This window comes from Acinetobacter sp. NIPH 817, from assembly GCF_000368405.1.
Taxonomy (GTDB): domain Bacteria; phylum Pseudomonadota; class Gammaproteobacteria; order Pseudomonadales; family Moraxellaceae; genus Acinetobacter.
Genome location: NZ_KB849420.1, coordinates 1,899,055 through 1,922,941, shown reverse-complemented (window position 1 = coordinate 1,922,941; position 23,887 = coordinate 1,899,055). Strand labels below are relative to the sequence as shown.

The 23,887-nt window shown below is 36.0% G+C and carries 14 protein-coding genes; 10 read left to right on the top strand and 4 right to left on the bottom strand.

Annotation, left to right across the window (positions count from 1 at the left end):
* Positions 1-9 precede the first annotated feature (9 nt).
* The gene (locus tag F968_RS12710) at positions 10-504 is read right to left on the bottom strand and encodes a CinA family protein (protein WP_004793667.1); all 495 of its coding nucleotides are present in this window, start codon (positions 502-504) and stop codon (positions 10-12) included.
* Between the two features lie 269 nt (positions 505-773).
* Here F968_RS12710 and F968_RS12705 point away from each other — a divergent pair, with 269 nt between their 5' ends.
* Positions 774-1,190, top strand: a complete 417-nt coding sequence (locus tag F968_RS12705; protein ID WP_004793664.1) for a hypothetical protein — start codon at positions 774-776, stop codon at positions 1,188-1,190.
* An 18-nt stretch (positions 1,191-1,208) separates the two neighbouring features.
* Here the strand turns inward: F968_RS12705 and rlmKL are convergent, their stop codons facing one another.
* Positions 1,209-3,419 (bottom strand): bifunctional 23S rRNA (guanine(2069)-N(7))-methyltransferase RlmK/23S rRNA (guanine(2445)-N(2))-methyltransferase RlmL, encoded by a 2,211-nt coding sequence (rlmKL, locus tag F968_RS12700; RefSeq protein ID WP_034596304.1) that lies wholly within the window; start codon positions 3,417-3,419, stop codon positions 1,209-1,211.
* A gap of 239 nt (positions 3,420-3,658) precedes the next feature.
* On the opposite strand from rlmKL, the gene F968_RS12695 reads away from it, so the two are divergent.
* From F968_RS12695 to F968_RS12675, 5 genes are all read left to right on the top strand, one after another.
* A complete protein-coding gene (locus F968_RS12695; protein ID WP_004793661.1) occupies positions 3,659-4,003 on the top strand; it encodes a hypothetical protein in 345 nt (114 codons plus the stop codon).
* A 122-nt stretch (positions 4,004-4,125) separates the two neighbouring features.
* A complete protein-coding gene (locus tag F968_RS12690) occupies positions 4,126-5,142 on the top strand; it encodes an aspartate carbamoyltransferase catalytic subunit (protein ID WP_003652674.1) in 1,017 nt (338 codons plus the stop codon).
* A 12-nt stretch (positions 5,143-5,154) separates the two neighbouring features.
* The gene (locus F968_RS12685; protein WP_004793658.1) at positions 5,155-6,390 is read left to right on the top strand and encodes a dihydroorotase; all 1,236 of its coding nucleotides are present in this window, start codon (positions 5,155-5,157) and stop codon (positions 6,388-6,390) included.
* A gap of 213 nt (positions 6,391-6,603) precedes the next feature.
* Positions 6,604-8,025: an OmpA family protein gene (locus F968_RS12680; protein ID WP_004793657.1), complete on the top strand. Its 1,422-nt coding sequence runs from the start codon at positions 6,604-6,606 to the stop codon at positions 8,023-8,025.
* 93 nt (positions 8,026-8,118) lie between these two features.
* Positions 8,119-8,898, top strand: coding sequence for a Rossmann-like and DUF2520 domain-containing protein (locus F968_RS12675; RefSeq protein WP_004793654.1), 780 nt, complete (start codon positions 8,119-8,121; stop codon positions 8,896-8,898).
* A gap of 14 nt (positions 8,899-8,912) precedes the next feature.
* On the opposite strand, the gene F968_RS12670 is transcribed toward F968_RS12675, so the two are convergent.
* Complete coding sequence (locus F968_RS12670) at positions 8,913-9,539, bottom strand: glutathione S-transferase family protein (protein ID WP_004793652.1); 627 nt, start codon at positions 9,537-9,539, stop codon at positions 8,913-8,915.
* Between the two features lie 216 nt (positions 9,540-9,755).
* Between F968_RS12670 and F968_RS12665 the strand changes: the two genes are divergently transcribed.
* From F968_RS12665 to F968_RS20770, 3 genes are all read left to right on the top strand, one after another.
* Positions 9,756-10,532 (top strand): hypothetical protein, encoded by a 777-nt coding sequence (locus tag F968_RS12665; RefSeq protein ID WP_004793648.1) that lies wholly within the window; start codon positions 9,756-9,758, stop codon positions 10,530-10,532.
* Positions 10,529-11,515: a hypothetical protein gene (locus tag F968_RS12660; protein ID WP_004793647.1), complete on the top strand. Its 987-nt coding sequence runs from the start codon at positions 10,529-10,531 to the stop codon at positions 11,513-11,515. The genes F968_RS12665 and F968_RS12660 overlap by 4 nt, the downstream gene beginning before the upstream one ends.
* 198 nt (positions 11,516-11,713) lie before the next feature.
* A complete protein-coding gene (locus F968_RS20770) occupies positions 11,714-20,434 on the top strand; it encodes a putative Ig domain-containing protein (RefSeq protein ID WP_004793643.1) in 8,721 nt (2,906 codons plus the stop codon).
* A gap of 127 nt (positions 20,435-20,561) precedes the next feature.
* On the opposite strand, the gene trmB is transcribed toward F968_RS20770, so the two are convergent.
* The gene (trmB, locus tag F968_RS12650; RefSeq protein WP_004793641.1) at positions 20,562-21,278 is read right to left on the bottom strand and encodes a tRNA (guanosine(46)-N7)-methyltransferase TrmB; all 717 of its coding nucleotides are present in this window, start codon (positions 21,276-21,278) and stop codon (positions 20,562-20,564) included.
* A 145-nt stretch (positions 21,279-21,423) separates the two neighbouring features.
* On the opposite strand from trmB, the gene F968_RS12645 reads away from it, so the two are divergent.
* Complete coding sequence (locus tag F968_RS12645; protein WP_004793639.1) at positions 21,424-23,862, top strand: ExeM/NucH family extracellular endonuclease; 2,439 nt, start codon at positions 21,424-21,426, stop codon at positions 23,860-23,862.
* The last annotated feature ends 25 nt before the right edge of the window (positions 23,863-23,887 follow it).

The window sequence follows — 23,887 nt, the reverse complement described above, 5'->3', positions numbered from 1 at the left end:
TCTCTTTTTTTATGTCGAGACTATTTGGGTTTTTGATGTGAGTAAAGCAATTAAGGTGTCTGAAACTTTCTGAGTTAATGTCTTTAATTTTTGTTCGGGATGGCCAGATAAAAAATAATGGTAATGATAAATACATTCTTGATAAGAAATGCAGATAAAAAAGGTACCTACGGGTTTTTCTGAGGTTTCACTTCCTCCAGATTTTAATAGCCCAGTACAACTTACAATAATATCGGCTTTTGGAAATAACGTTTGTCCCCGCTTGCACATTTCCTCTGTAACTTGTGGTGACTCTGCTGTGTAAGTCTCTATTAACTTTGGATTAACTTTTAAGATACTAATTTTAATGCTGGGGTCATAACTTACTAAACCACCCAGTAAAATGTCTGCACCGCTATTTTTATGAATAGAAAATTGACTGGTTAAATAACCGGAACTTGCACTTTCAATAAAGGCAATTTTGAGTTGAAGATCTTCTAATAGTTGGCAGCAGTGCTGAAGCATTATTTCACCTCGAATGGTGTTTATTTATAAATAAAATCAATTTGCAGATAAATTATAAAATTACAGTAAGTGATTTAAGGGTGTCATTCAAGTCTGGGATAAAAATCTATAAAAATGCTTGAATATTCACTAAATGCCTGTGAAAAAAATCAGGTTTTAAAATGATCAATGTTAATGGTCGGGAAGTTTATTTATAACATTGCGACATGCTTAAAAAATTGTTAATTTTGTTTGATATAACAAACAATAACAATTTTAGGATGAATGAAATGAACAATAAACAAGGATATATGCTGGGAATTTTGAGCGGTGTATCTGTATTATTATCAACTACATGGGCAGCACAACCAATGTCGGAAAGTGCGCTTGCAACTCAAACAGGGGCGATAACCGCATCTTTACCCGTGATTATTGCCAAAGCTCAGGACGATGCCAAAAAGCCTGCGAGAGAACAACAACAAGTACAGCAGGCGTTAGGAGATAACTATTTACAGCAAGTTCGATGGAATGCGCTTAGAACCAGCGTACTTTCTCCGTATCAAGAACAAAAACAGAATCATGTTGTTGATAGCAAAGAAAAGAAGAAGTTAGAAATGATTGCGTTACCGGAAAGAGCAGACCGTTTTACTAAATATGATTTTGAGTCAAAAAATGTTCATGGTGAGGTTATTATTACCGTGAAGTAATAATAACCTCTAGTCTCATTAATACTGATCTAGACCAGGGTGCTGAATTTTCCATGCACGGTGGATTTTTTGATTACGTTTAAAATCAAGGCCGATGGTTTCAGAAGTAATTTCTTCAACCTGAAAAATAGCTTCGATCTCTTCGTCCATTTCAAAACCGCGATAGTTATTCGAGAAGTAGAGCGTACCTTCACTGTGTAAACGGTTCATTGCGCGTTTAATAAGCGAGATGTGGTCACGTTGTACATCGAATGTACCATAGAATTTTTTCGAGTTTGAGAATGTCGGCGGGTCAATAAAAATAAGATCGTATTGTTCATGACCTTCTTTTAACCACTCAAAACAGTCGCTGGCAAAGAACATGTGTTGTTCATCTGCATGATCTACAGTTAAGCCATTTAAAACAAAGTTTTCTTTTGACCAGTTTAGGTAAGTGTTAGATAAATCCACACTTGTTGTACTAGCAGCACCGCCAAGCGCAGCATGTAAGCTTGCAGTAGACGTATAGCTATATAAGTTCAAGAAGTGTTTACCACGTGCTTCTTGAGCAATACGTAAACGCATTTGACGATGGTCAAGGAATAAACCCGTGTCTAGGTAATCAGTCAGGTTAACTAAAATTTTAGCTTTACCTTCTTGAACGATAAAACGTTTTGAAGCTGTACTTTGCTTCGTATATTGAGTTGTACCCGTTTGGCGTGCACGTGTCTTAATAAAGATGGCATCACGGTTTAAACCAGTAACAGCGCGAATTGCAGCAAGCGCTAAATTAAAACGTTTTTTAGCTTTTTCTGGATCGATTGTTTTTGGTGGTGCGTATTCCTGAACGTGTAAACGGTCACCATATAAGTCAACAGCGACATTAAAGTCAGGTAAGTCTGCATCATACAAACGTAAACAATAAACATTTTCTTTCGTTGCCCATTTTTTCAAGGCAGTCATATTTTTTTGCAAACGGTTAGCGAAGTCTTGAGCTTCTTCCATTTCAATAGGTTGAGCTTGCCAAGTTGCTAAAAATGGTTGAGTTACTTTTTCAGGTTTGATTACACCGAAACGAATATAAATTGGCAACTTACCATTCATTAAGCGTAAGGTTTCAGGCGCTTCAAATGCCAAAACATCAGATTGTTCAATTTGAGCTGCAATAACCGCTGCATATTGATTTGGGAAATGTTTTTGTAAAAGCGCTGATAAACCTAAGTATAGAGAACGGTTTGAAGCTTTTTCACCTAAACGTTCACCATAAGGCGGGTTAGTGACAATAAATGCAGTTTTGCCTTCAGCAGCAAAATCTGGCCAGTCAGCTAAAGTACGCTCTTCGATTTGAATCTGACCTAATAAATTTTCAAAGCCTGCTGCAATAATATTTTCACGGGTTGCTTTAATCGCTTCCCAGTCTGCATCGTAGGCATAAAATTTAGGTAAAGGTAATTGAAGTGCTTTTTCGTGACGTTCTGCTGCTTCTGCTTTAAGTGAAAGCCAAAGTTCACGGTCATGACCATGCCAGCCATTAAATCCAAAACGGCGAACAAGTCCCGGTGCACGGTCAGTTAAAATCATTAATGCTTCAATGATGAATGTGCCCGAACCACACATTGGGTCAAGCACGATCTCTGGATTACGCTGTTTGAGCTGAGCTTTTTGTAAAATTGCCGCAGCAAGGTTTTCTTTAATTGGTGCATCTGTCATGTAACGGCGGTAACCACGCTTATGGAGTGAATCACCTGATAAATCTAGACAGTAAGTATGTTCAGTTTTACCTGCCAAAGCATAGATCGTAATTTCTGGTTGTTTGGTATCAATGCTAGGACGGCGACCTACAGCTTCCATAAAGGAATCAACAACACCATCTTTTACACGCAGTGTAGCAAATTGCGAATTGACCATGATTTCACGTTCTGCATGCAAGCGAATTGCAAAGGTACTTTGTGGTGCAAAAACAAGTGACCAGTCAAAGCTCATTGCACCTTCGTAGAGTTCTTCTGCGACATCACGTGCATCATGCGTAAAATCAAGTTCATAAGTATGAATAGGAAGTAAAACACGAGACGCGAGACGCGACCACATACAGATGCGGTAAGCTTGTTCAAGCGTTCCTTCAATGATTAAACGTCCTGCTTTACGTTCTGTCACTTTGGTGCCAAGTTGTTCTATTTCTTCTTGTAAGAGGGGTTCTAAACCATCAGCACAAGTAATCCAATAGTGGTTTAAACGTAAAGAGGTATTCATAAACTCGATTGACCAAAACATATAAATATTAACGATGCAAAGTTTAACTTATTTTGATGTCTAAAGGTTTTTAAATTATTGCAACCTATCATTTAGCAACCAATAAACTGATTTTTAAAGAGTAATACCTTGTAATTGGTATGTATTTTGCTAGACCAAGATAATTGATGGTTATTTATTTAACAGACAAAGTCGATTTTTAACCATTTTTATAATTTTAATGGATGGGGGCGTTATAAATGAAAGACATGATGGGGAATGGTTTTATTGCTAATGCAGATGCTTTCTCAGTGGCCACACAAATATATGTACGTATGCGTCGGGTAACGGGGCGGGTAATAGATGCAATGTATGTGATTCAAAATAAAGATTATGCAAAATATGTAATTACGGTGGCGTTAGAAACAGAGGATGATGAATTAAAACGATGTGTTGAGCGATTAAGATCATTAGTTGAAACACTGCCAGAATCTTCTCAAAAAGAAACGCCCGCTGTTACTAAGGCGGATGAAGAGCCAGAAATAACAGCCGAAGACATTTATCGGGCACAAGTTCCACACCATTACATTGGTGCCTTAAGGTAATCTCGAATAAGACCTTAAATTTTGGTCAATTTAGGGTCTTATTCTGTAAAGTTCTTCTGCGAAAAGAGCGGAATTCAGCTACACTATGCACGTTTTCGCGATTCGACCCATAGGAATCCATTATGCATATTGCAGCGTTGCATCAGCCGAGCCAGGTTCAGCTCAATCAGGACGGAAATTTAAAACATTTTTTAACAATTGAGGGACTTTCAAAAGAAAACCTCACGAAGATTTTAGATACCGCACAAAGCTTTTTAGATGATAATAATAATTTAATTAATCGTCCGCTCTTAGAAGGGTTGACGGTGATGAATCTTTTCTTTGAAAACTCCACCCGTACCCGTACTACTTTTGAAGCAGCAGCAAAACGCTTGTCTGCCAATGTATTGAATATTGATATTGCACGTTCAAGTACATCAAAAGGTGAAACGCTACGAGATACGCTTTGGAACCTTGAAGCAATGGCTGCCGATATTTTTGTTGTACGCCATTCATCTTCGGGCGCTGCACATTTCATTGCTAAAGATGTATGTCCAAAGGTCGCGATTATTAATGCTGGAGATGGACGTCATGCTCATCCAACGCAAGCGATGCTTGATATGCTTACGATTCGCCGTGAAACAAAGAAACCTTTTGAAGAGTTGAGTGTTGCTATTATTGGAGACATCAAACACTCTCGCGTAGCACGCTCGGATGTGGCTGCTCTGCAAACATTGGGCTGTAAAGATATTCGTGTGATTGCACCGAATACATTATTGCCAGTGGGCTTTTCAGAATATGGTGAACACGTTCGTTTATTCAACAATATGGATGCAGGGATCGCAGATTGTGATGTGATTATTGCCCTACGTATTCAAAATGAGCGTATTGATTCTCCAGCATTATCTTCACAGTCTGAATTTTACAGAATGTATGGATTAAACAAAGAGCGTCTAGGTCTAGCTAAACCGGACTGTATCGTGATGCATCCGGGACCAATGAATCGTGGTGTAGAAATTGACTCAAGTGTTGCAGATGGAGACCAGTCGGTTATTTTGAAACAAGTAACCAATGGTATTGCTGTTCGTATGGCCGTATTGGCGTTATCAATGCAAGGCCAACTCCAAGAGCAAGGTTTAATTGAAGCGATTACGTTGTAAGGAATGGATCACATGAGTATTGTAAAAATTGAAAATGTACGTGTGTTAGACCCAGTCCAAAAAACAGACAGCGTACAAACTGTATATCTTGAAAATGGCAAGTTGGTTGCTCCAGTAGAGCAAGTTGAACAATCCATTGATGGACAAGGTAAATGGTTAATGCCAACCATGGTTGATTTGTGCGCGCGTTTGCGTGAACCGGGTCAACAGCAACACGGTACACTTAAATCTGAAGGTAAGGCAGCTCGTGCTAATGGTATTTTGCATGTGATTACTCCCCCAGACTCAAAACCGATTGTACAAGACAACGGTGCGCTTATTCATGGCTTGATTGAAAAGGCATGGCTTGATGGCGGCATTCATATGCATATTATCGGTGCTCAAACCCAAGGTCTAAATGGTAAACAACCAGCAAATATGGCGGGCCTAAAAAAGGGTGGTTGTACTGCTGTTTCAAATGCTAACGCTGCTTTTGAAAATGATGATGTGGTTATTCGTACTTTGGAATATGCAGCGGGTCTTGGCTTAACGGTTGTGTTCTATGCCGAAGAACCACAGATTGCTAAAGATGGATGTACACACGAAGGCTTTATTGCTTCTCGCCAAGGTCTGCCAATGATTCCGGCGCTTGCTGAAACTGTAGCGATTGCAAAATATTTGCTTATGATTGAAGCAACTGGCGTCAAAGCTCACTTTGGTTTGTTGTCTTGTGGTGCATCGGTTGAATTAATTCGTGCAGCAAAAGCAAAAGGTTTGCCTGTAACTGCTGATGTTGCCATGCACCAGTTACATTTAACCGAACACTTAATCGACGGTTTCAATTCACTTGCACACGTTCGCCCACCATTGCGTTCTGAGCAAGATAAAGAACTTTTACGTCAAGGATTAAAAGAAGGCGTAATTGATGCAATTTGTACGCACCATGAACCTTTAAGCAGTTCGGCAAAAATGGCGCCATTTGCTGAAACTCAGCCGGGTATTACTGCTTTTGATACTTATGTATCTTTAGGTGTCCAACTCATTAATGAAGGTTTATTTGAACCTCTTGAATGGGTTGCTAAAGTTACGAGTGTTCCAGCACAGGTTGCGAATATGACCTCGCGTTGGGAAGATGAAGCTGGATGGGTGTTGGTAGATCCTGAATTAAGCTGGACAGTAAGTAAAGACACTATTTTATCTCAAGGAAAAAATACCCCATTATTGGGTCAAACCTTGACGGGTAAAGTACTTCAAACTTTTGCTAACTGATAAAGTGCTTAGTTAAAGTAAATTTAAAATATAAACAGGTAGATCAATATGATCTACCTGTTTTGTAAATACTAGATGGAAAATTGTATATAAATTATATAAAAAACAACAAAAGATTGAAGGAAGATTAGAATAAAAAACTATCAGCAAAGAGAAGTATTTGAATAATCAAAAATTGCTGGTTACGACGTATAAGATTCGGGAGAATAACCAATGTCGATAAACCCTATAGAATTGCTTAAAGAAAAAGTATCTTCAATATTATTAAATGAACAGGATGGATACCTAGGCGAAAAATCGAATGCTTTATCTAAGTTTTATCCAATTTTACTTTCATTATTAGCTGCTAAACCTGATCTTATCGGACAATTGAAAAATAGTTTGGCTCCTTCCTTATCAGACCTTTTTTCTCATAATGACCAAATCAAAAATACTGTACTTACCCATTTAAGTGGTACAGCACCAAATAATGAAATTGAAAGCACGCTCAACAGTGCAATTAAACCCAGCCTTAATGCAATTTCAGATGTTGCAGGAAATGACCAGCAAAGTATTGTGAATTACTTGCGCCAGCATGCAGATACTATTCGTTCATATTTACCAGCATGGGCAGTGGGTCTATTAGCTCCGCTAGGACTTGGTGCAGGTTTATCTTCAGTTCCACATGCAACTTCAGCAGCCCCGCCATTAGCTGCAGCAACTGAAAATACAGGTAAGTCTCGTGGATTCTTACCGATTATTGCCCTCATTATTCTGGGGCTTATCATTGCTTGGTTATGGCGTTCTTGTCAGCATAAAGAAGCTGTACCAGCCCCAGAACCGACGGCTGCAAGTGGTGTTGAAGCTGCAGCGGCACCAGCTAGCTTAATTTTAAGCACTGATGATAAAGGTGCAGTGAGTCAGTGTCAGGCAGGTATTGGTGATCAAGGCTTCTTGGCTACTTTACAAACTCAAGTGAAACAAGTGCTTTCAGCAACTAAAGACTGTGATGTTGATACAAGCCAGACCCATGCAGCTTCATTCACAGATAAAGATGCACTTGCTGGTGTGTTAGGTGCATTAAAAGGTGTGCCAAATGCATCTCTAGAATGGGTGGGCGACAAAATTACTTTGAAAGCGGGTGATGCGGCAGCATTAGAAGCTTTAACTGCAAAAGTAAAAGCATTGGTGCCACATACTGAGGTTGTAGGCGAAGCACCAGCAACAGCTGAGCAATCTGTAAGCAATAGCTTAACTGCTTCGCAAACTGCTCTAGGCTCAATTGATCCGAATAATGTCGATGTAAATGCATTAGTAAAAGCACTTAACTTGCAAATCATTAACTTTGCGAGTGGCTCAAGCGATATTCCAGCAGACAACAAAGCTATTCTTGATCAAGCTGCAACACTTTTAAGTAAAGTCAGTGGTGTGAAATTAAATGTGGGTGGTCACACTGACTCGACGGGTAATGCAGCAGCAAATAAAGCTTTATCACAACGCCGTGCTCAAGCAGTAGTCGACTATCTAACATCTAAAGGTGTAGACGGGTCTAAATTAGTTGCACAAGGTCATGGCTCTGATCAGCCTGTTGCAGAGAATACAACAGAAGAAGGACGTTTTAAAAACCGTCGTATCGAGTTTTCAATAGCTCAATAATATTCTGATTTATGAAAAATTAGATATTTTAATTTGAAAAAAGCTTCTCATTTTGAGAAGCTTTTTTGTTGAGACAAATAATATTGGATTGATATGAAAATCAGTTTGGTTGGAAGTGGGCGAGTTGCCTTTCATTTGGCAAAGGCTTTATTGGGCCAAGGTCATAACATCGTACAAGTCTATGCGCGTGATTTTGATAAAACCCAAGATTTTGCAGAGAAAATTCAAGCAAAAGCCTGCCAGTCTCTTCAACAATTCCAATCAACCGATCTTATCATTTTAGCGGTTTCAGATAGTGCAATTGCAGAGCTTGTAAAACAAGTTCATGAATTCTTTCCTGACACACTTATTGTTCATACCTCGGGCAGTACTGATATTGAAGTCATCAGTCATGTACATGAAAAAGCAGGGGTGTTTTATCCATTACAAACATTTAGCTTAGAAAGAGATGTTATTTGGTCTGCAACGCCGTTATTTGTTGAAGCAATAAGAGATGTCGATCAGGAGCTACTTTCAGATTTAGCAAATAGCCTAAGTAGTCGAGTATATCAATACACCTCAAAACAACGTTTAACTTTACACTTAGCGGCTGTATTCGCTTGTAACTTTAGTAATTATTGTTTTGATATGGCAAAGCAAATTGTAGATGAAGAGCAGGTCGACTTTAGTTTACTTTATCCTTTAATTATAGAAACAGCAAAAAAAGCCACTGAAAATGATCCAAAGCAAATGCAAACTGGGCCTGCAATGCGTGGCGATCAAAATATCTTGACCATGCATCAAGACTTATTGGCTCAAGCAAATCGAAATGATTTAAAACAGGTCTATCAACTTTTAAGTGATGGCATTTTGAAGCGCCATCACTCGGCTTAAAGCTTATTTAAAAATTAAGGTTCGCCGTTATTTCCCCATTTTAAGAAACCCGCACGTTGATTTAAACGTTCAAAATATTGGTCGACATTCTTAAGCGTTGGATGGTCAAAAGGAGTGGCCTTCCAACGCTGTACAGATAGACCAATTGGAATATCCGCTAGAGTGAACTCAGTACCTGCAACATAGGCCTGAGTTTTTGCGAGTTGTTGATCAAGAATCTGCATATGATGATTCCAGTCATCAATACCTTGCTCTAACGACTTTGGATCTTGATGATCTGGAGAATGTCTAAGCAGGGACATAATCGTATAAGTCCAACTGTTATTCAGCTCAATCGCTTGCCAATCAATCCATTGGTCAACAAAGAATCTTTCTTTTGCTTGAGTAGGATAAAGCTGCTGCTCTTTATCGTAAGCATTGGCCAGATAACGGATAATGCTGTTGGATTGCCAAAGGACTAAATCACCATCTAAAACTACAGGAATTTGTCCATTTGGGTTTAATTGCAAATATTCAGGTGATTGTGCCGAGCGAAAGCCTCGTCCCCAGTCTTCTCTTTCATATTCAAGATCTAGTTCTTCACACAACCATAAGACTTTGCGAACATTAATGGAGTTATCGCGCCCTAAAATTTTTAACATATTGTTTTCTGACTTTTCGTGAGTTTAAGTAAATTGAATGTAATACAGATTCTTTAATTTTTTAAGATTTAATAATAAAAAAGATAGCAGAACAAATATGAGCTATAAGAGCATAATTTTTTTGATATTTATCATTCTGTTGTGCTAGAAATATACAGACAGTTTTGTATAGTTGGTGTTAAAATAATGTATTTAAAATGAAAATATAAATTCTTAATGTTTCTTAATTTTACAATTGATGATCAAGATAAGATCATAGGGGAAGGCGTAATCCAGGTAGGTTGGTTTCTGGTAGATGATAAGTCTGCATTACTTTATGAACCACCTTATCGAATGCGTTCAAAATCATCTGAAACCAAGCATGCGAAGTCAGCGAGTCGCTGTCCTGCGGTATTACAACTTGAAAGTCGCTACTTCGTGGTGAATTGTCCTTTTGATTTTCATTTAAGATTCGCCCGAGATGCAAACGGAAAACCGACTTTAGTTAATGTATTAGGCGACCAGTCACCTGTTCGAGCCAATAAATTACGTGAATTGCTAACGTTGGTAAATGAAAATGAATGGCGGACACCCCAAGTGCCAATTCTTCAGCTTAAATTGCCTTACTGTTTTATAGCTGATGAAGTCGTGTATCTAACTCAACTCGATGCATTTGCACATTATCGTAAAAATCCTTTACCTGGAACTATTTTTGGTGGACGTTTCCCAATTCATATTTGGCCTAGACCATTAATGTGGGCGTTTGAATGGTACGACACATCAAAGGATTTAATATTAAAACGTGGTGATCCTTTATTTTACTGTCAGTTTGATGGTTTTGATCCATCACGATCAGTTAAGTTAATTCAAGCAGAAAAAACTCCTGAGCTTATGCATTATATTGAACAAATATCTGGTGTTGTAAATTATATGAATCGGACATTTAGTTTGTTTAATGAAGTAGATAAAATAAGGCCAAATAGACTACTTGAAAATAAAAGAGGTTGCAAGTGAAGAAATATAAAATATTTTTTTTTGCTGTTTTTGTGTTTTTTTTGATATTTAAATTTTTAAATAATAAATATCAAAAATATATAATTAATAAAAATGAAGAAAAAGGATTTTGTACAAGTGAGAATAAGTATCTTACTGATGAAGAAAAGTTAAGAAACTTAAAAGCAGATTTTTTGGCTATAGAAATGGAACATTGGATTAGGGCCGGTCGTGAAGGATTTAATGTGTATGATAATACAATGTATATTTCTAAATTTAATTTTAATAATAAGGGGGAAATTATTAAAGTAATAAGTACTGCAAAATTAGATAAAACATTCGAAGATAATATGGGTATTGTGGCAGTGGCAACAATGCAGGAATATTATGATAATAAAGATTGTAAGAAAGATAAAAGAAGATGCAAAAATTTAAACGAAAATAAGAATAATTTAAAAAGTTTATGGACAAAAGATAATCGTGTGGATATTAATTATTTGAAAAGCTTGCCAATAAATTATTCTGTAATAACTTATGGGCGAACAATTTATCCACTTTCAAGTTTGAAGAAAATAAGTAACAGTAATTATAGTATAGAAGAATACTCTATTGATAAGCATTGTTGTGATAATAAAGAAATCCTTAAATCGATTAAAACAATTGATTTAAAAATGATAGGGAATATGAAAAGAATGAAAGAAGGTGAAAAAAATTATAGCACCAAAGAACCTGATTTAAATTTGGATCAAATTGATGGTCAAAATATTGATAATATTTATATTATGAAGTTATATGAAAATTTAGCACTTAATGAGCCAGAACATATCCAAAGATATGGGATACGTATGAGTATGGCTTCTCTAAGAAAAGATATATATCCATTTGTTAGGAGAATATTGGTAACTGCATGTGGTACTATTTCAGAAGAAGAGCAAGTATTTAACTCTAGTGAAACTCAAAGTGGTGAAGATATTTCATTAAGAAAAAGAAATAAACTATATTAATTTAAATTTTTTAAATAGTATTTTTGATAATATTAAATTTATAAAATATATAGATGATTTGTTATGCTTTTGTGTTTTTTTAATTTAAATAATTTTATATTTTTTGGTAAGGCTGGGGTGTTGAAATGATCTTATGAATCTATTTTAATTTTTTAAGTAATATTTTTTAATATGATTATTTTTAGTTAAGGGGTGTGTGTGAGTTCTATTATTAATATGTTTGAAATGATCAGTTATTATTTATATGGGCAGCGTATAAAACCAGAAAATTTACTTGATGATAAAATTATTTCTTCTGATCGTAATAACTTGGTAACTGAAGCCCATATAAATTCAATTGAATTTATGGCTACTGGAGCTGGGCGTTATGTGGGTTTGGGCAATTTTACGGGAATAAGGAAGTTTTTGGCAGGTGAATATGCTGATAAACTAGAAGTTGGAAAAGTTTATAATACTGAGAATTTTTTTAAAGAGATAGGTTATCCTGGTTATCCTACTAATGAAAAAACTCAGCTTGGGGTTTTAAATTATGGTCTTGATACAAGTAGTAATGATTATGTTGATAGATCTTATGTGTTTGGTTCAATGTCATTTACTATTAATCCAGATGCTCAGTTTATTGTTGGAAAAGATGGATCTTTTCAAATTAAAAATATTTCAGTAATTCCTGTAGATGATAATTTTGATTATAAATCTGATAATAAGGTTGCTCAATTAACGAACTTACTTACGGAAGGAGCTATTGATCCATATCATATAGGAAAAACTGTAAATATAATATTTGATGAAAAAGACAAATTGCAGAAAATTGATCTTGATAAAAGTGATTTACCATCTCTAATAAAACAAGAAAATTATTTGCAAGGTTTAATTACGGAAGCTAAAGATTATTCATCATCTTTACCTAATAATATACCTATTCCAGATACTGGAAAGCTTTTAGAAGCATTAGAAACTTTAATTAAAAATGATATTATTAGTTATGTAGATAATTCTGGACGTGCAATCATTTACGGCTCAAGTAAACAAGATAATTTGAGTGATGGAGAGTTAACGAATTTAGTTTTACAAAAATCAATTCTATTGAGTATAGCCAATTTACCTTCTTCATTAAATTTAAATGAACAATTAATTAACCTTATAAATTTGGCGAAGAGTTTATTAATTCAAAAAGGTATTTCTATTGTTTCTGGTGATGGGGATGATTCACTTACTGGAACAAAATATTCTGATGCCTTATATGGTGGGAGTAATGATGATTCGTTAAATGGTGCTGAAGATAGTGACTACCTGAATGGTGGAATGGGGAATGATATTTTAGATGGCGGAGAAGGTGGTGATAATTTAGTCGATGAAAGAGGCAATGATACTTATATTTTTAATGGGAATTTTGGGCGCGATACTATCTATGATTTAGATGGTAATGGTCAAATAAAAATAGATGTTATAGCTCTTTCAGTCGGAGAAAAAATTAATAATAAACTATGGAAAAGTGCTGACGGACAATACTCACTAGCTTTAGTCGAAGACTTTGATGGGGTAGCTAGAACACAAAAAGTAGTCATTAGTAAAGACGATGACAACAATAGTATTATTATAAAATATTTTAAAAATGGGGCATTAGGACTTAATTTCGGTGATTTAGAGAATAATAGTATTCCACCATCCGATACCTCGATTTATGCCTTTGGATCAGAGGGTAATAATATTATTTTTGGTGAACGTTATGTAGCAAGTTTTTCAGGAAATGACTTTATTCATGCAACCAATGAGGATGCTGTAATTATTGCTGGTGATGGTAATGATCTGATTTCTACAGGGGGTGGGAATGATGTTATTTACGCTGGAGTAGTTACTTCAGATCAAGATAGTAATATTGTATTTTCGGGTGGTGGTAGAGATCAGGTTTATGGAGGAGTTGGTAATGATATCATTATGACTTCAAACAGACTAAATGCTGTTAAAGATTCATTATTGAATCAAATGGGAGATGCAGATACAGGTTTCACAGACTTAGATAAAGAATATAATATTTTAAATTTTAATTTTGAAATTAATTTAGGCGATAATAATAGATTTTCACATTATACAAATAATAGTATAGGACAAATTACAGAACAGATTCTGCCCTCTTTTGATATTTATTATACAGGGAAAAATGGTAAGTATTATATTTATAATCTTTTAGAATCTTTAAATTACGGTCATGGCTATGCTGGTAGTGATATCGCTTATGGTGGTATAGGAAATGACATTATTTTGGGTTCATCTGATACAGACTTTTTATATGGTGAAGTGGGTGATGATGCTATCTATGGAATGGATGGTAAGGATTATTTATATGGGGGAGAAAATAAAGATATCTTATATGGTGGCGATGGTGCTGATCAAATTATTGGTGGGCAAGGGGATGATGAGCTTACTGGCGGGTTAGAGGGCGATGAACTCTACGGTGGTGATGGCGATGACATTATTCAAGCTGATTTAAATGATTCAATAGATACCTTAGCTCCGCCGGTTGAACCTAAGACTTATAGTCGTTTTGGTCATGATCTTGTTTATGGGGGGGCTGGAAAAGATCAAATTTGGGGGAATTTAGGAAGTGACGAAATTTATGGTGATGATGATGATGATCAAATCGCAGGAGATCATCCTAATCTAGCTGGGGATATACACGGCGATGACTATTTATATGGTGGTAATGGAAATGATCAAATTGTTGGTGATGGTGGAAAAGACACAATTCAAGGTGGAAATGGTAATGATTTAATATTCGGTGATAATAGTGAGTTAGATGGTAAATACCATGCTGAAGATAATATTGAGGGTAACGACGGAAATGACGAAATTTGGGGACAGGGAGGCAATGATACAATAAGTGGTGGTGATGGCGAAGATAGAATTTCAGGAGATGGCATTAATATAGATATTCAATATCATGGAGATGATACTGTTAGTGGTGGTAATGGAAATGATTTGATTTGGGGAGAAGGAGGTTCAGATACTATATATGGCGGAGAGGGTGAAGATTATATAGAGGGTGATGAAACTAGTATAAATATTCAATATCATAAAGACGACTTGCTTTACGGTGGGGAAGGAAATGACACAATTTTTGGAGATGGTGGCAGAGATATAATATATGGCGGAAAAGATAATGATTATATTTATGGTGATAGTAATCAGATAGATATCCAATATCATAATAATGATACGTTATATGGTGATGCTGGGAATGATAATATTCGTGGTGATGGAGGTTCAGATATTATATATGGAGGAGACGGAGATGATTTCCTTGTAGGTGATGTGATTAAAAATCGTGCATTTGATGGTGATGATCAGCTTTATGGCGGCAATGGAAAAGATAGTTTATCTGGTTTTGATGGTAATGATACTTTAGATGGTGGTGCCGGAGACGATATCATTTTTGGTGGTAAAGGTGATGATTATTTCATAAGTAATGAAGGAAATGATCAATTATCTGGGGGTGAAGGAAATGATATCTATCATATTCAAGTAAGAGATTCGGAAGTTAAAGTTTTAGATAGTTCTGGAGAAAATCACTATTATTTAGAAGGAAATTTCAATTTTTCAAATATAAATATCTATTGGTATAACAATGCAGTTAGTCTTATTAGCCCAACTATAAGTCAAGATCCTAATGCTGTTTTACCCCAGTTTAAGCTAACTTTTGCTGATGGTCGTGAAACCCAATTAACGACTGATGGAGAGATAGTTAAAGATGAATATGGAAATAATATTACGGGTGGTTATAATCAATATCTTCATTTTAATCGCAATGAATATAATGTAAATACAAATTTAAATAATACAATTCAGAATGATTATGTTATTCATCTTGATACCTATTTAAAAGAACGTGAAGGACTAAGTTATAAAGTTTTGAATACCTCTTGGCATGGAATCCAAGGGTTATATCTAATTTTCACTAATAGTTATATTAAAGATGATAATTTAATTTATGAAAACTCCGATTTAAGTGACATTGTTGATATTCAACAGATTAGAAATAATGTTGTTTCGTATGCGCAATATCAGGCCAATGAATATCACTTGTTAGGAGGAAATGATCAAACAACAGGCTCTGAGAGTGAAGATATTGTTTATGGTGGAATTGGCGATGACACTATCAAAGGTCTTGGTGGTTCAGATCAGCTCTTTGGCGATGAAGGGGATGATAGGTTAGAGGGGGATACTGGCAATGACTTTATTAGTGGGGGCACTGGTAATGATCAGCTCTTTGGTGGTGAAGGTGATGATCAGTTAGAAGGTGGTGAAGGTGATGATCAGTTAGAAGGTGGTGATGGAAATGACATTATTGAAGGTGGTGATGGAAATGACATCATTAAAGGTGGAAATGGTAATGATGTCATTAAAGGGGGCATTGGCAATGATCAACTTTTCGGTGGTGCTGGTGAAGATCATTTAGAAGGTGGGGATGATGATGACCATTTAGAAGCTGGCGATGGAAATGACATTATCGAGGGTGGCACTGGCAATGATCAAATTTTTGGAGATATTGGTAGAGACGTGCTTTACGGTGGAGATGGTGATGATAAATTATACGGTGGAGATGGTAATGATATTTTAAGTGGTGGACAAGGCAATAATATTTTAGAAGGAGGAAATGGAGAAGATGAATATGTATTTGATATATTAGGATATAACAATGTAATTAATGATACAGATGTAAGTGTATTAAGGTTTTTATCTGTAAGTTCAGAAAATATAAAGTTACAGATTGTTGATAATAATTTAAATATATTTTATGGGGTTGATTCAAGCGTCGCTATTACTGATTTTATTTTGAATTATAATATAAAAGAAATACAATTTAGCGATACTGTATGGTATCCAGAAGATTTAAGCCAAAAAATAAATTTTCTTCATGATGGTAGTGATGGAAATGATATTATAGTGGGTAATCCTTATTTTAATAATACTGTATATTCAAAAAATGGTGACGATAAAATCTATGGTGGAAGTGGTGTTGATTATATATATGGAGGCAATGGTAATGATGCTATTGTTGATCCAGGTAATATTGGATTCCTTTATGGAGGAGAGGGAGATGATAATTTAATAGGAAATAATAACAGTGAATTTTATGGTGGAGAAGGATATGACTCCTATCAAGTAAATGGAAGAAATACTAAGATATTTGATTCAGATTTTAAAGGAAGTATTTATATTCATAATGCTTCTGATATCCATGAAAGCAATTTTGTACAAGAAAAAGCTAACATGGTTATTAGTCCTTTTATAAACTCTTTATCTGAATTTTCAAGTGATTATAATGGAGTTAAGTATTATAACTACAATAAATATAGCGAGAGAATTTCAAGTATCTATTATGATTTCTCATTAGGTGAAATTCGACTATTAATTAGAGATCAATCACAAAAAGAACTTAAAAATATGGATTATAAGTTTTCAATTGGTGGAGTTTTTAATCCTAATGATATTGAAAATTTGAAAAATATGGATGTGGAAATTTCTGGTTTTAAATTTAATTTAGAACTCAATCCCTATGCTTTTAATAAAACAAAACTTTCTTTTGGTGATTTTCTTTCACAGGGTGAAGTTATTTCAGAATATACTGCTTCTAATGATATTATTTTAGGTTTAACTGATTATGTCGGTGGTGCTGGATCTGGAGATATTATCTATGCAGGTAATGGTAATGATCAAATAAATACTGGTTTAGGATCTAGTCAAGTTTATGCAGGAGAGGGGGATGATGTAATCATTACACCTGATGTCTTTGCAACTGACAAAATAAGTGGCGGAGCTGGTAATGATGTAATTTATACTTATGATCCTTTGTCTAATAATCAAATTAGTAATAGTCCCTATTTAAATATAAATTTAGCGCGTAATATCTATGATATTAAAGATGTTGTTTATGGTGGAGAGGGTGATGATTATATTTATTTAGGTAATCAAAAAACTGAAGCATATGGCGATGATGGTAATGATATTATTGTAAGTTATTCTCTTTCATCAAATATACAGTTTTTATATGGAGGAGATGGAAATGACACATTGAAGGCTGGAAATGGTGGAGCTTATTTAGATGGTGGAGCTGGGACAGATCATCTTGTGGGTGGCTCGGGTGATGATACTTTTATTGTTGATGAACAAGATACTTATGAAGAAAATGACCAAAATGGTGGTTACGATACAATTTATATTGCTAAAAATTTTGATCTTGCATTAAATAATTTTGAGGCTGTTACATTATTAGGTAACCAGAATATTAATGCCTATGGAGATGAATTTGATAATAAATTAATTGGCAATAGTGGCAATAACTATATTGATGGTCGTACAGGTAGTGACTATATGCAAGGAGGTATAGGTAATGACTATTATGTTGTTGATACAACCGAAACGATTGAAACTGATGATAATGGTGTTACTTACATTATAGACGGAGACCAGATTGTTGAAGATGTTGATGGTGGTATAGATACTCTTGAACGTTGGGAAGATGCACGCTTTATTAGTCAAGATGAAAATGGAAATCCAGTTTTAACAGATAGTTATAAAATATTAGAAAATAACATCGAAAATCTTATTTTAAAAGGTAATGCTAAAACAGGATTTGGTAATGATCTTGATAATATCATTGTTGGAAATGAGCAAGATAATTATATTGATGGTTTAGCTGGAAATGATACTTATATTTTTAGCCGAGGTGGTGGTACCGATACCTATAGCTTTGAAGATAATATTGATGCTGTAAATATATTAAAAATTCAAGGTTATTCAGCTAATGATGTATCTGCTCAAAAATATGGCGATAGCGTATATCTTAGTTTTAAAGGTACAAATGATCATATTTGGCTTTCAAATTATTATGCTGTAGATACCGAAGATACAACATATAAAATGGACCAGATTATTTTTGACTCTGGAGACGTCTGGGGCACCAATGATATTGATGCATTGGTTAATAGAGCTTTAACAAACCATGCCCCAACTGTGAATGCAGCTATACCTTTAATTACAAGCAATCAAGATAGTGAGTTTAGTTATAAATTTGCTAATAATATTATTATTGATCAAGATAGCTGGGATTCTTTAAGTTACAAAATTACCTTAACGACTAAAGATAGTAGTGGACAATATCAAGCTATCCCATCATGGTTAAGTTTTGATGCGACAACACAAACTTTATCTGGTACTCCTCCTACTAATGTGACTGGCAACTTATCGTTCTTTTATTGGGGAACAGATATGTATGGTTATAGTACCGCCACCTCATTTAATTTAAAAGTTAGTCTACCGAACCAAGCTCCAACATTGTTAAATGCAATTGCAGATCAAAGCGTGACGGATGCTAAAGCATTTAGCTATACCGTTCCTGCAACAACATTCAAAGACCCTGATGGTGATACATTAACGTATTCGGCTACCTTAGAAGATGGCTCTCCATTACCATCGTGGCTTAGTTTCAACCCAACTACGAGAGTGTTGAGTGGCACTTCACCTGATAACACAATGCCGTTAAATATTAAAATTACAGTCAAAGATATTGCTAACCAATCAGTTTCTGATGTGTTTAAGCTAACATTTGTTGTTCAAAATCAAACAATAAATGGAACAAGCAATACTGATACCTTATATGGGGCTTCAGGGAATGACACCCTAACAGGACAAGCAGGTAATGATGTTCTTTATGGACAATCTGGCAATGATACTCTAAATGGTGGGGCTGGTAACGACACAATGTACGGTGGAAAAGGTGATGATATCTATATTATAGATAGTGCAACCGACATTGTTAGTGAAAGCCTTAATGAAGGTACAGATACTGTTCAAAGTAGTATTACTTATACATTAGCAAATAATGTGGAAAATCTCACATTAACTGGCACAACTGCAATCAACGGAACGGGAAATACACTGAATAACACCATAACAGGAAATAGTGCTATCAATACTCTAACAGGAGGCGCTGGTGATGACTATCTGGATGGTGGCGTAGGTGCAGATAAATTACTAGGTGGACTAGGCAATGATACCTATGTTGTTGATAATATAAGTGATGTAATTACTGAAAATGTTAATGAAGGTACTGATACTATACGAAGTTCAGTGTCTCTAACATTAAGTAATAATGTGGAAAATTTAATCCTGACAGGAACAAGTGCTATTAACGCTACGGGTAATACACTTAATAATGTACTGACTGGTAATAGTGCAATTAATACTTTAACTGGTGGCGCAGGTGATGATTATCTGGATGGAGGAGCAGGAGCTGATAAGTTACTTGGTGGTTTAGGTAATGATACTTATGTAATTGATAACTCTGGCGATATTGTTACAGAAAATGCTAGTGAAGGTATAGATACGGTTCTGAGCTCTATTACTTATACATTAGGCAATAATTTAGAAAATTTAACTTTAAGTGGTTCAACAGCCATCAATGCAACAGGTAATACATTAAATAATACTCTTACAGGTAATAGTGGAGTAAATGCTTTAAATGGTGGAGCTGGTAATGACATTTTAGATGGACAAGGTGGAAATGATCAGCTTAACGGCGGAACTGGTGCTGATACAGCACTGTATCAATTATTAGTTCAATCTGATGCTCTGGGTGGAAATGGTACAGATGTCTGGTCTGATTTCACTATTGGTAATACCACATCAAATACAAATGCAGATAAAATTGATATTGGTGATCTGTTAATTGGTTATTCTGGTACTTATAGCTTTACTAGTTTGGAACCATTTATAAAAACTGTTGTGAGTGGTTCAAATACACAGTTATATATTGATAGGGATGGTGTAGGAACGACGTATAGTAGTTCATTGTTGTTAACATTGAATAATACAAACGTTAATTTAAATGATCTAATCAATAACCAGCAAGTTATTATTTAAAAATTAGGGCGATGAGACCAAAATTATTTTTGGTCTTTATCTTAAATTGTTCATTTATCTAAAAGATTAAAAAAGGCATTAAATACTAATATTTAATGCCTTCATTTTTGTCTTTAGTAGTCAAATTTTACTTAATCTTTTTAAAGATAAAGTCATTAATTTTATGACCTGACTCGATGCCACGGCGTTCGAACTTAGTCACTGGACGCCAATCTGGACGAGGGTAACTGTTGCCTTTACCCGCCAAGTTTTCCAAGTTTGGACGGTTGTCTAGTACATCTAACATCCAATCAGCATACGGTTCCCAATCTGTTGCTGCGTGGAATGTGCCACCAAGCTCAAGTTTTTGTTCAACCAATTGCATACGTTCATGAATAACAAAACGGCGTTTGAAATGACGTTTCTTTTGCCAAGGATCTGGGAAATAAAGTTGTACGCAGTTAATGCTGTTGTCTGGCATTTCACGTAAAACCTGAATTGCGTCTGCATCAAGTACACGTAAGTTTTTAAGTTCCGCCATACCTGCTTCATAAAGACACTGAGCAATACCAGGTACGTGGACTTCAATACCTACATAGTTACGTTCAGGGTTCGCTTTTGCCATAAGCACTAATGAACGACCCATACCAAAACCGATTTCAACAGTTAAAGGACGTTCTGGATGTTCGAAGTGTTGGCGTAAGTCACCAACAGGATATTCCAAAATTAAATCGCGATGTTGTTCTAATGCCGTGCGTTGAGACGTATTAAGGGGTGCTGAACGACGCATAAACGTCACAATTTCACGGTGTTCAGGCAAATTGTCTAAGTCTGCAATTTGCGTTTCTAACTGATCGATCGACATAACCTTGGCAATATTGAAATTCAAATGCGGTATTTTAAGTCTTCATGTGGTCAAGTCAAATGTTTCGGTGTTTTTCTTCATGCAGATGTCATGTTCAATATTTAATCTAAGAATCTATATAAATTTCAAATGAACATATTTACTCATGAAAACTTTTCAATTACGCACACTTTTTGTGCTATTAGGGGCACTGGGTGCTTTTACCTATAGTCCTTGGGCACAAGCACAGCTCATGTTTAGTCAATATGTTGACGGCAGTAGTAACCGCAAAGGTTTGGAAATCTATAATCCAGACGGCGCTACAGTTAATTTATCTGATTATGAGATTCAACAATTTAATAATGGTGGTACAGCAAAGACTGTGGCTTTTCGTTTACAAGGCACGCTCGCGAGTAAGCAGAAGTTTTTAGTGGGGCGCTCAGAGTTACAAACTGAGCTTGGAAGTAAAGTAAATCAGGTCGCTGCTTTATCTTTTAATGGTGATGATGCGGTTGTACTTGTTTATAAAGGTACGCCTGTAGACCGTTTTGGCCGTATTGGTGAACGCCCAGCTGCTGGATGGGGAACAGCCGTTTCAAGCTTGGGAAATAGTTTTAAGCGTATTGAAACTGAGAACCCTGCTTTAAGTATTGATGCAACCGCAGCATTTGATTTGGATCGTTCATGGTCAGCTTGGACAAACCGAAATGACTTTTCAAATTTATCGAGTTCTATAACACAGCCACCTGTTGAAACAGTGAGTTGTTCAAGCCCCGATACACCAATTGCTGATTTAGCAACCGCAGCGCAAAACCAGACTTATACCATACGTGGGGTGATTACTGCCGACTATCGTTATGCCAATGGTTTCTCAGGTTTTTATGTTCAAACACCTGATACGAAAGCACGTGCAAATGTCAGCAATGCCATTTTTGTTTATATTCCGAATAGTAGTGCCGTGAAAGGTGGGCAAGTTGGCGATGAAGTTATTTTGCGTGGTCGTTTAACGTCTTATCAAAGCCAATTACAATTAGATCAATTACAACAAGATATTCAAGCCTGTAATAGCAATATGGCAAATCAAGTTCAGCCGATTAACCTTGAACTTCCGTTTGCTAGTTTAACGGGTGGCTCAATTAATTCACCGCAGCGTTATCAAGGTATGTTGGTCAAATTACCTCAGACTTTGACGGTGAGCGAGAACTACAATTATGGTCGTTATGGTGAACTATCTCTAAGCCTAGGTCGCTTATATATTCCAACCAATTTATACCCAGCGTTATCTCCTGAAGCTAAAGCTCTAGCCCAGAAAAACTTACTGTCGAAAATTATTTTTGACGATGGCTATAACAATCAAAACCGTACTCCGTGGTTACCGACAAATTTTAGCGCTGCCAATACGCTACGTTCGGGTTATCAACTTAAAAATGCTGAAGGTATTTTGGAATACCGTTTTAATGGTTGGCGTGTGCAACCTGTACTTGGGCGTAATCAACCTGAAGTGATTACTCAAACAAACCCACGTCAAAGTGTCATTACCAAAAATGCTAATCACATTCGCGTAGCTTCATTTAATGTTTTGAACTATGACAATGGTGCAACTGGTTTCCCAACAGAGCGCGGCGCAACGACACAAGCTGAGTTTGATAAACAGCATCGTAAAATTGTGAGTGCGCTCAAAGCGATTGATGCCGATGTGTATGGTTTAATGGAAATTGCGAACAATGGTTATGGGCCTAACAGTGCAATAGCTCATTTAACGAGTGCTTTAGGTAGCGATTGGAAGTACGTTGTTCCTGAAAACTTAGACCGTTTAGGTGGCGATGCAATTGCGGTTGCTATTATTTATAACAGCAAGCGTGTTAAGCCTTTAAATAAACCTGTTGTGCTTGATTTAGGCGACAAGAACCGAACAACATTGGCGCAAAGTTTCCAAGCCGTTCGTGGCAATAAAACGTTTACTGTTATTCCAAACCACTTGAAATCGAAAAGCTGTAGCGGAGTTGATGCTAACTCAAGTGATGCAGACCAGAAAGATGGGCAAGGTTGCTGGAACCCGACTCGTGTAAAAGCAGTTGATCAAATTGTGCAGTGGTTAGCGAAAAATCCGACTCAAGTGCCTAAGCAAAATGCTTTACTTGTCGGAGATATGAACAGCTATGCAAAAGAAGAACCAATTTTGTCATTTGAAAAAGCGAACTACAAAGTTTTGCTGAATGACGCCAAGGTAGGGCAAGGGGCTCAGGCATATAGCTATGTTTTTGGTGTTGCAAGTGATGCCAATGGTAATGGTGGAGCAGGTAACTTAGACCATGCAATTGCGGATGCCTCTTTATATCCAAAAGTGGTAAGAACCTTTGCATGGCATATCAATGCAGATGAGCCAACAGCTTTAGACTACAACGAAGAATATAAAACTGATGAGCAAAAGACATTGTTCTATGGTGAAGATGCTTATCGTTCTTCAGATCATGACCCTGTAATTGTCGATCTAGATTTAAATGGAAAAGACTTAAGCCATCCTGATGATGATAAGAAAAACGGTATTTTTGATTTCTTAACTGAATTAATGAATTGGCTTAGTCAGCTTTTTAAGCGTAATTAACGGAAAAATTGCGTGACGCAAATGT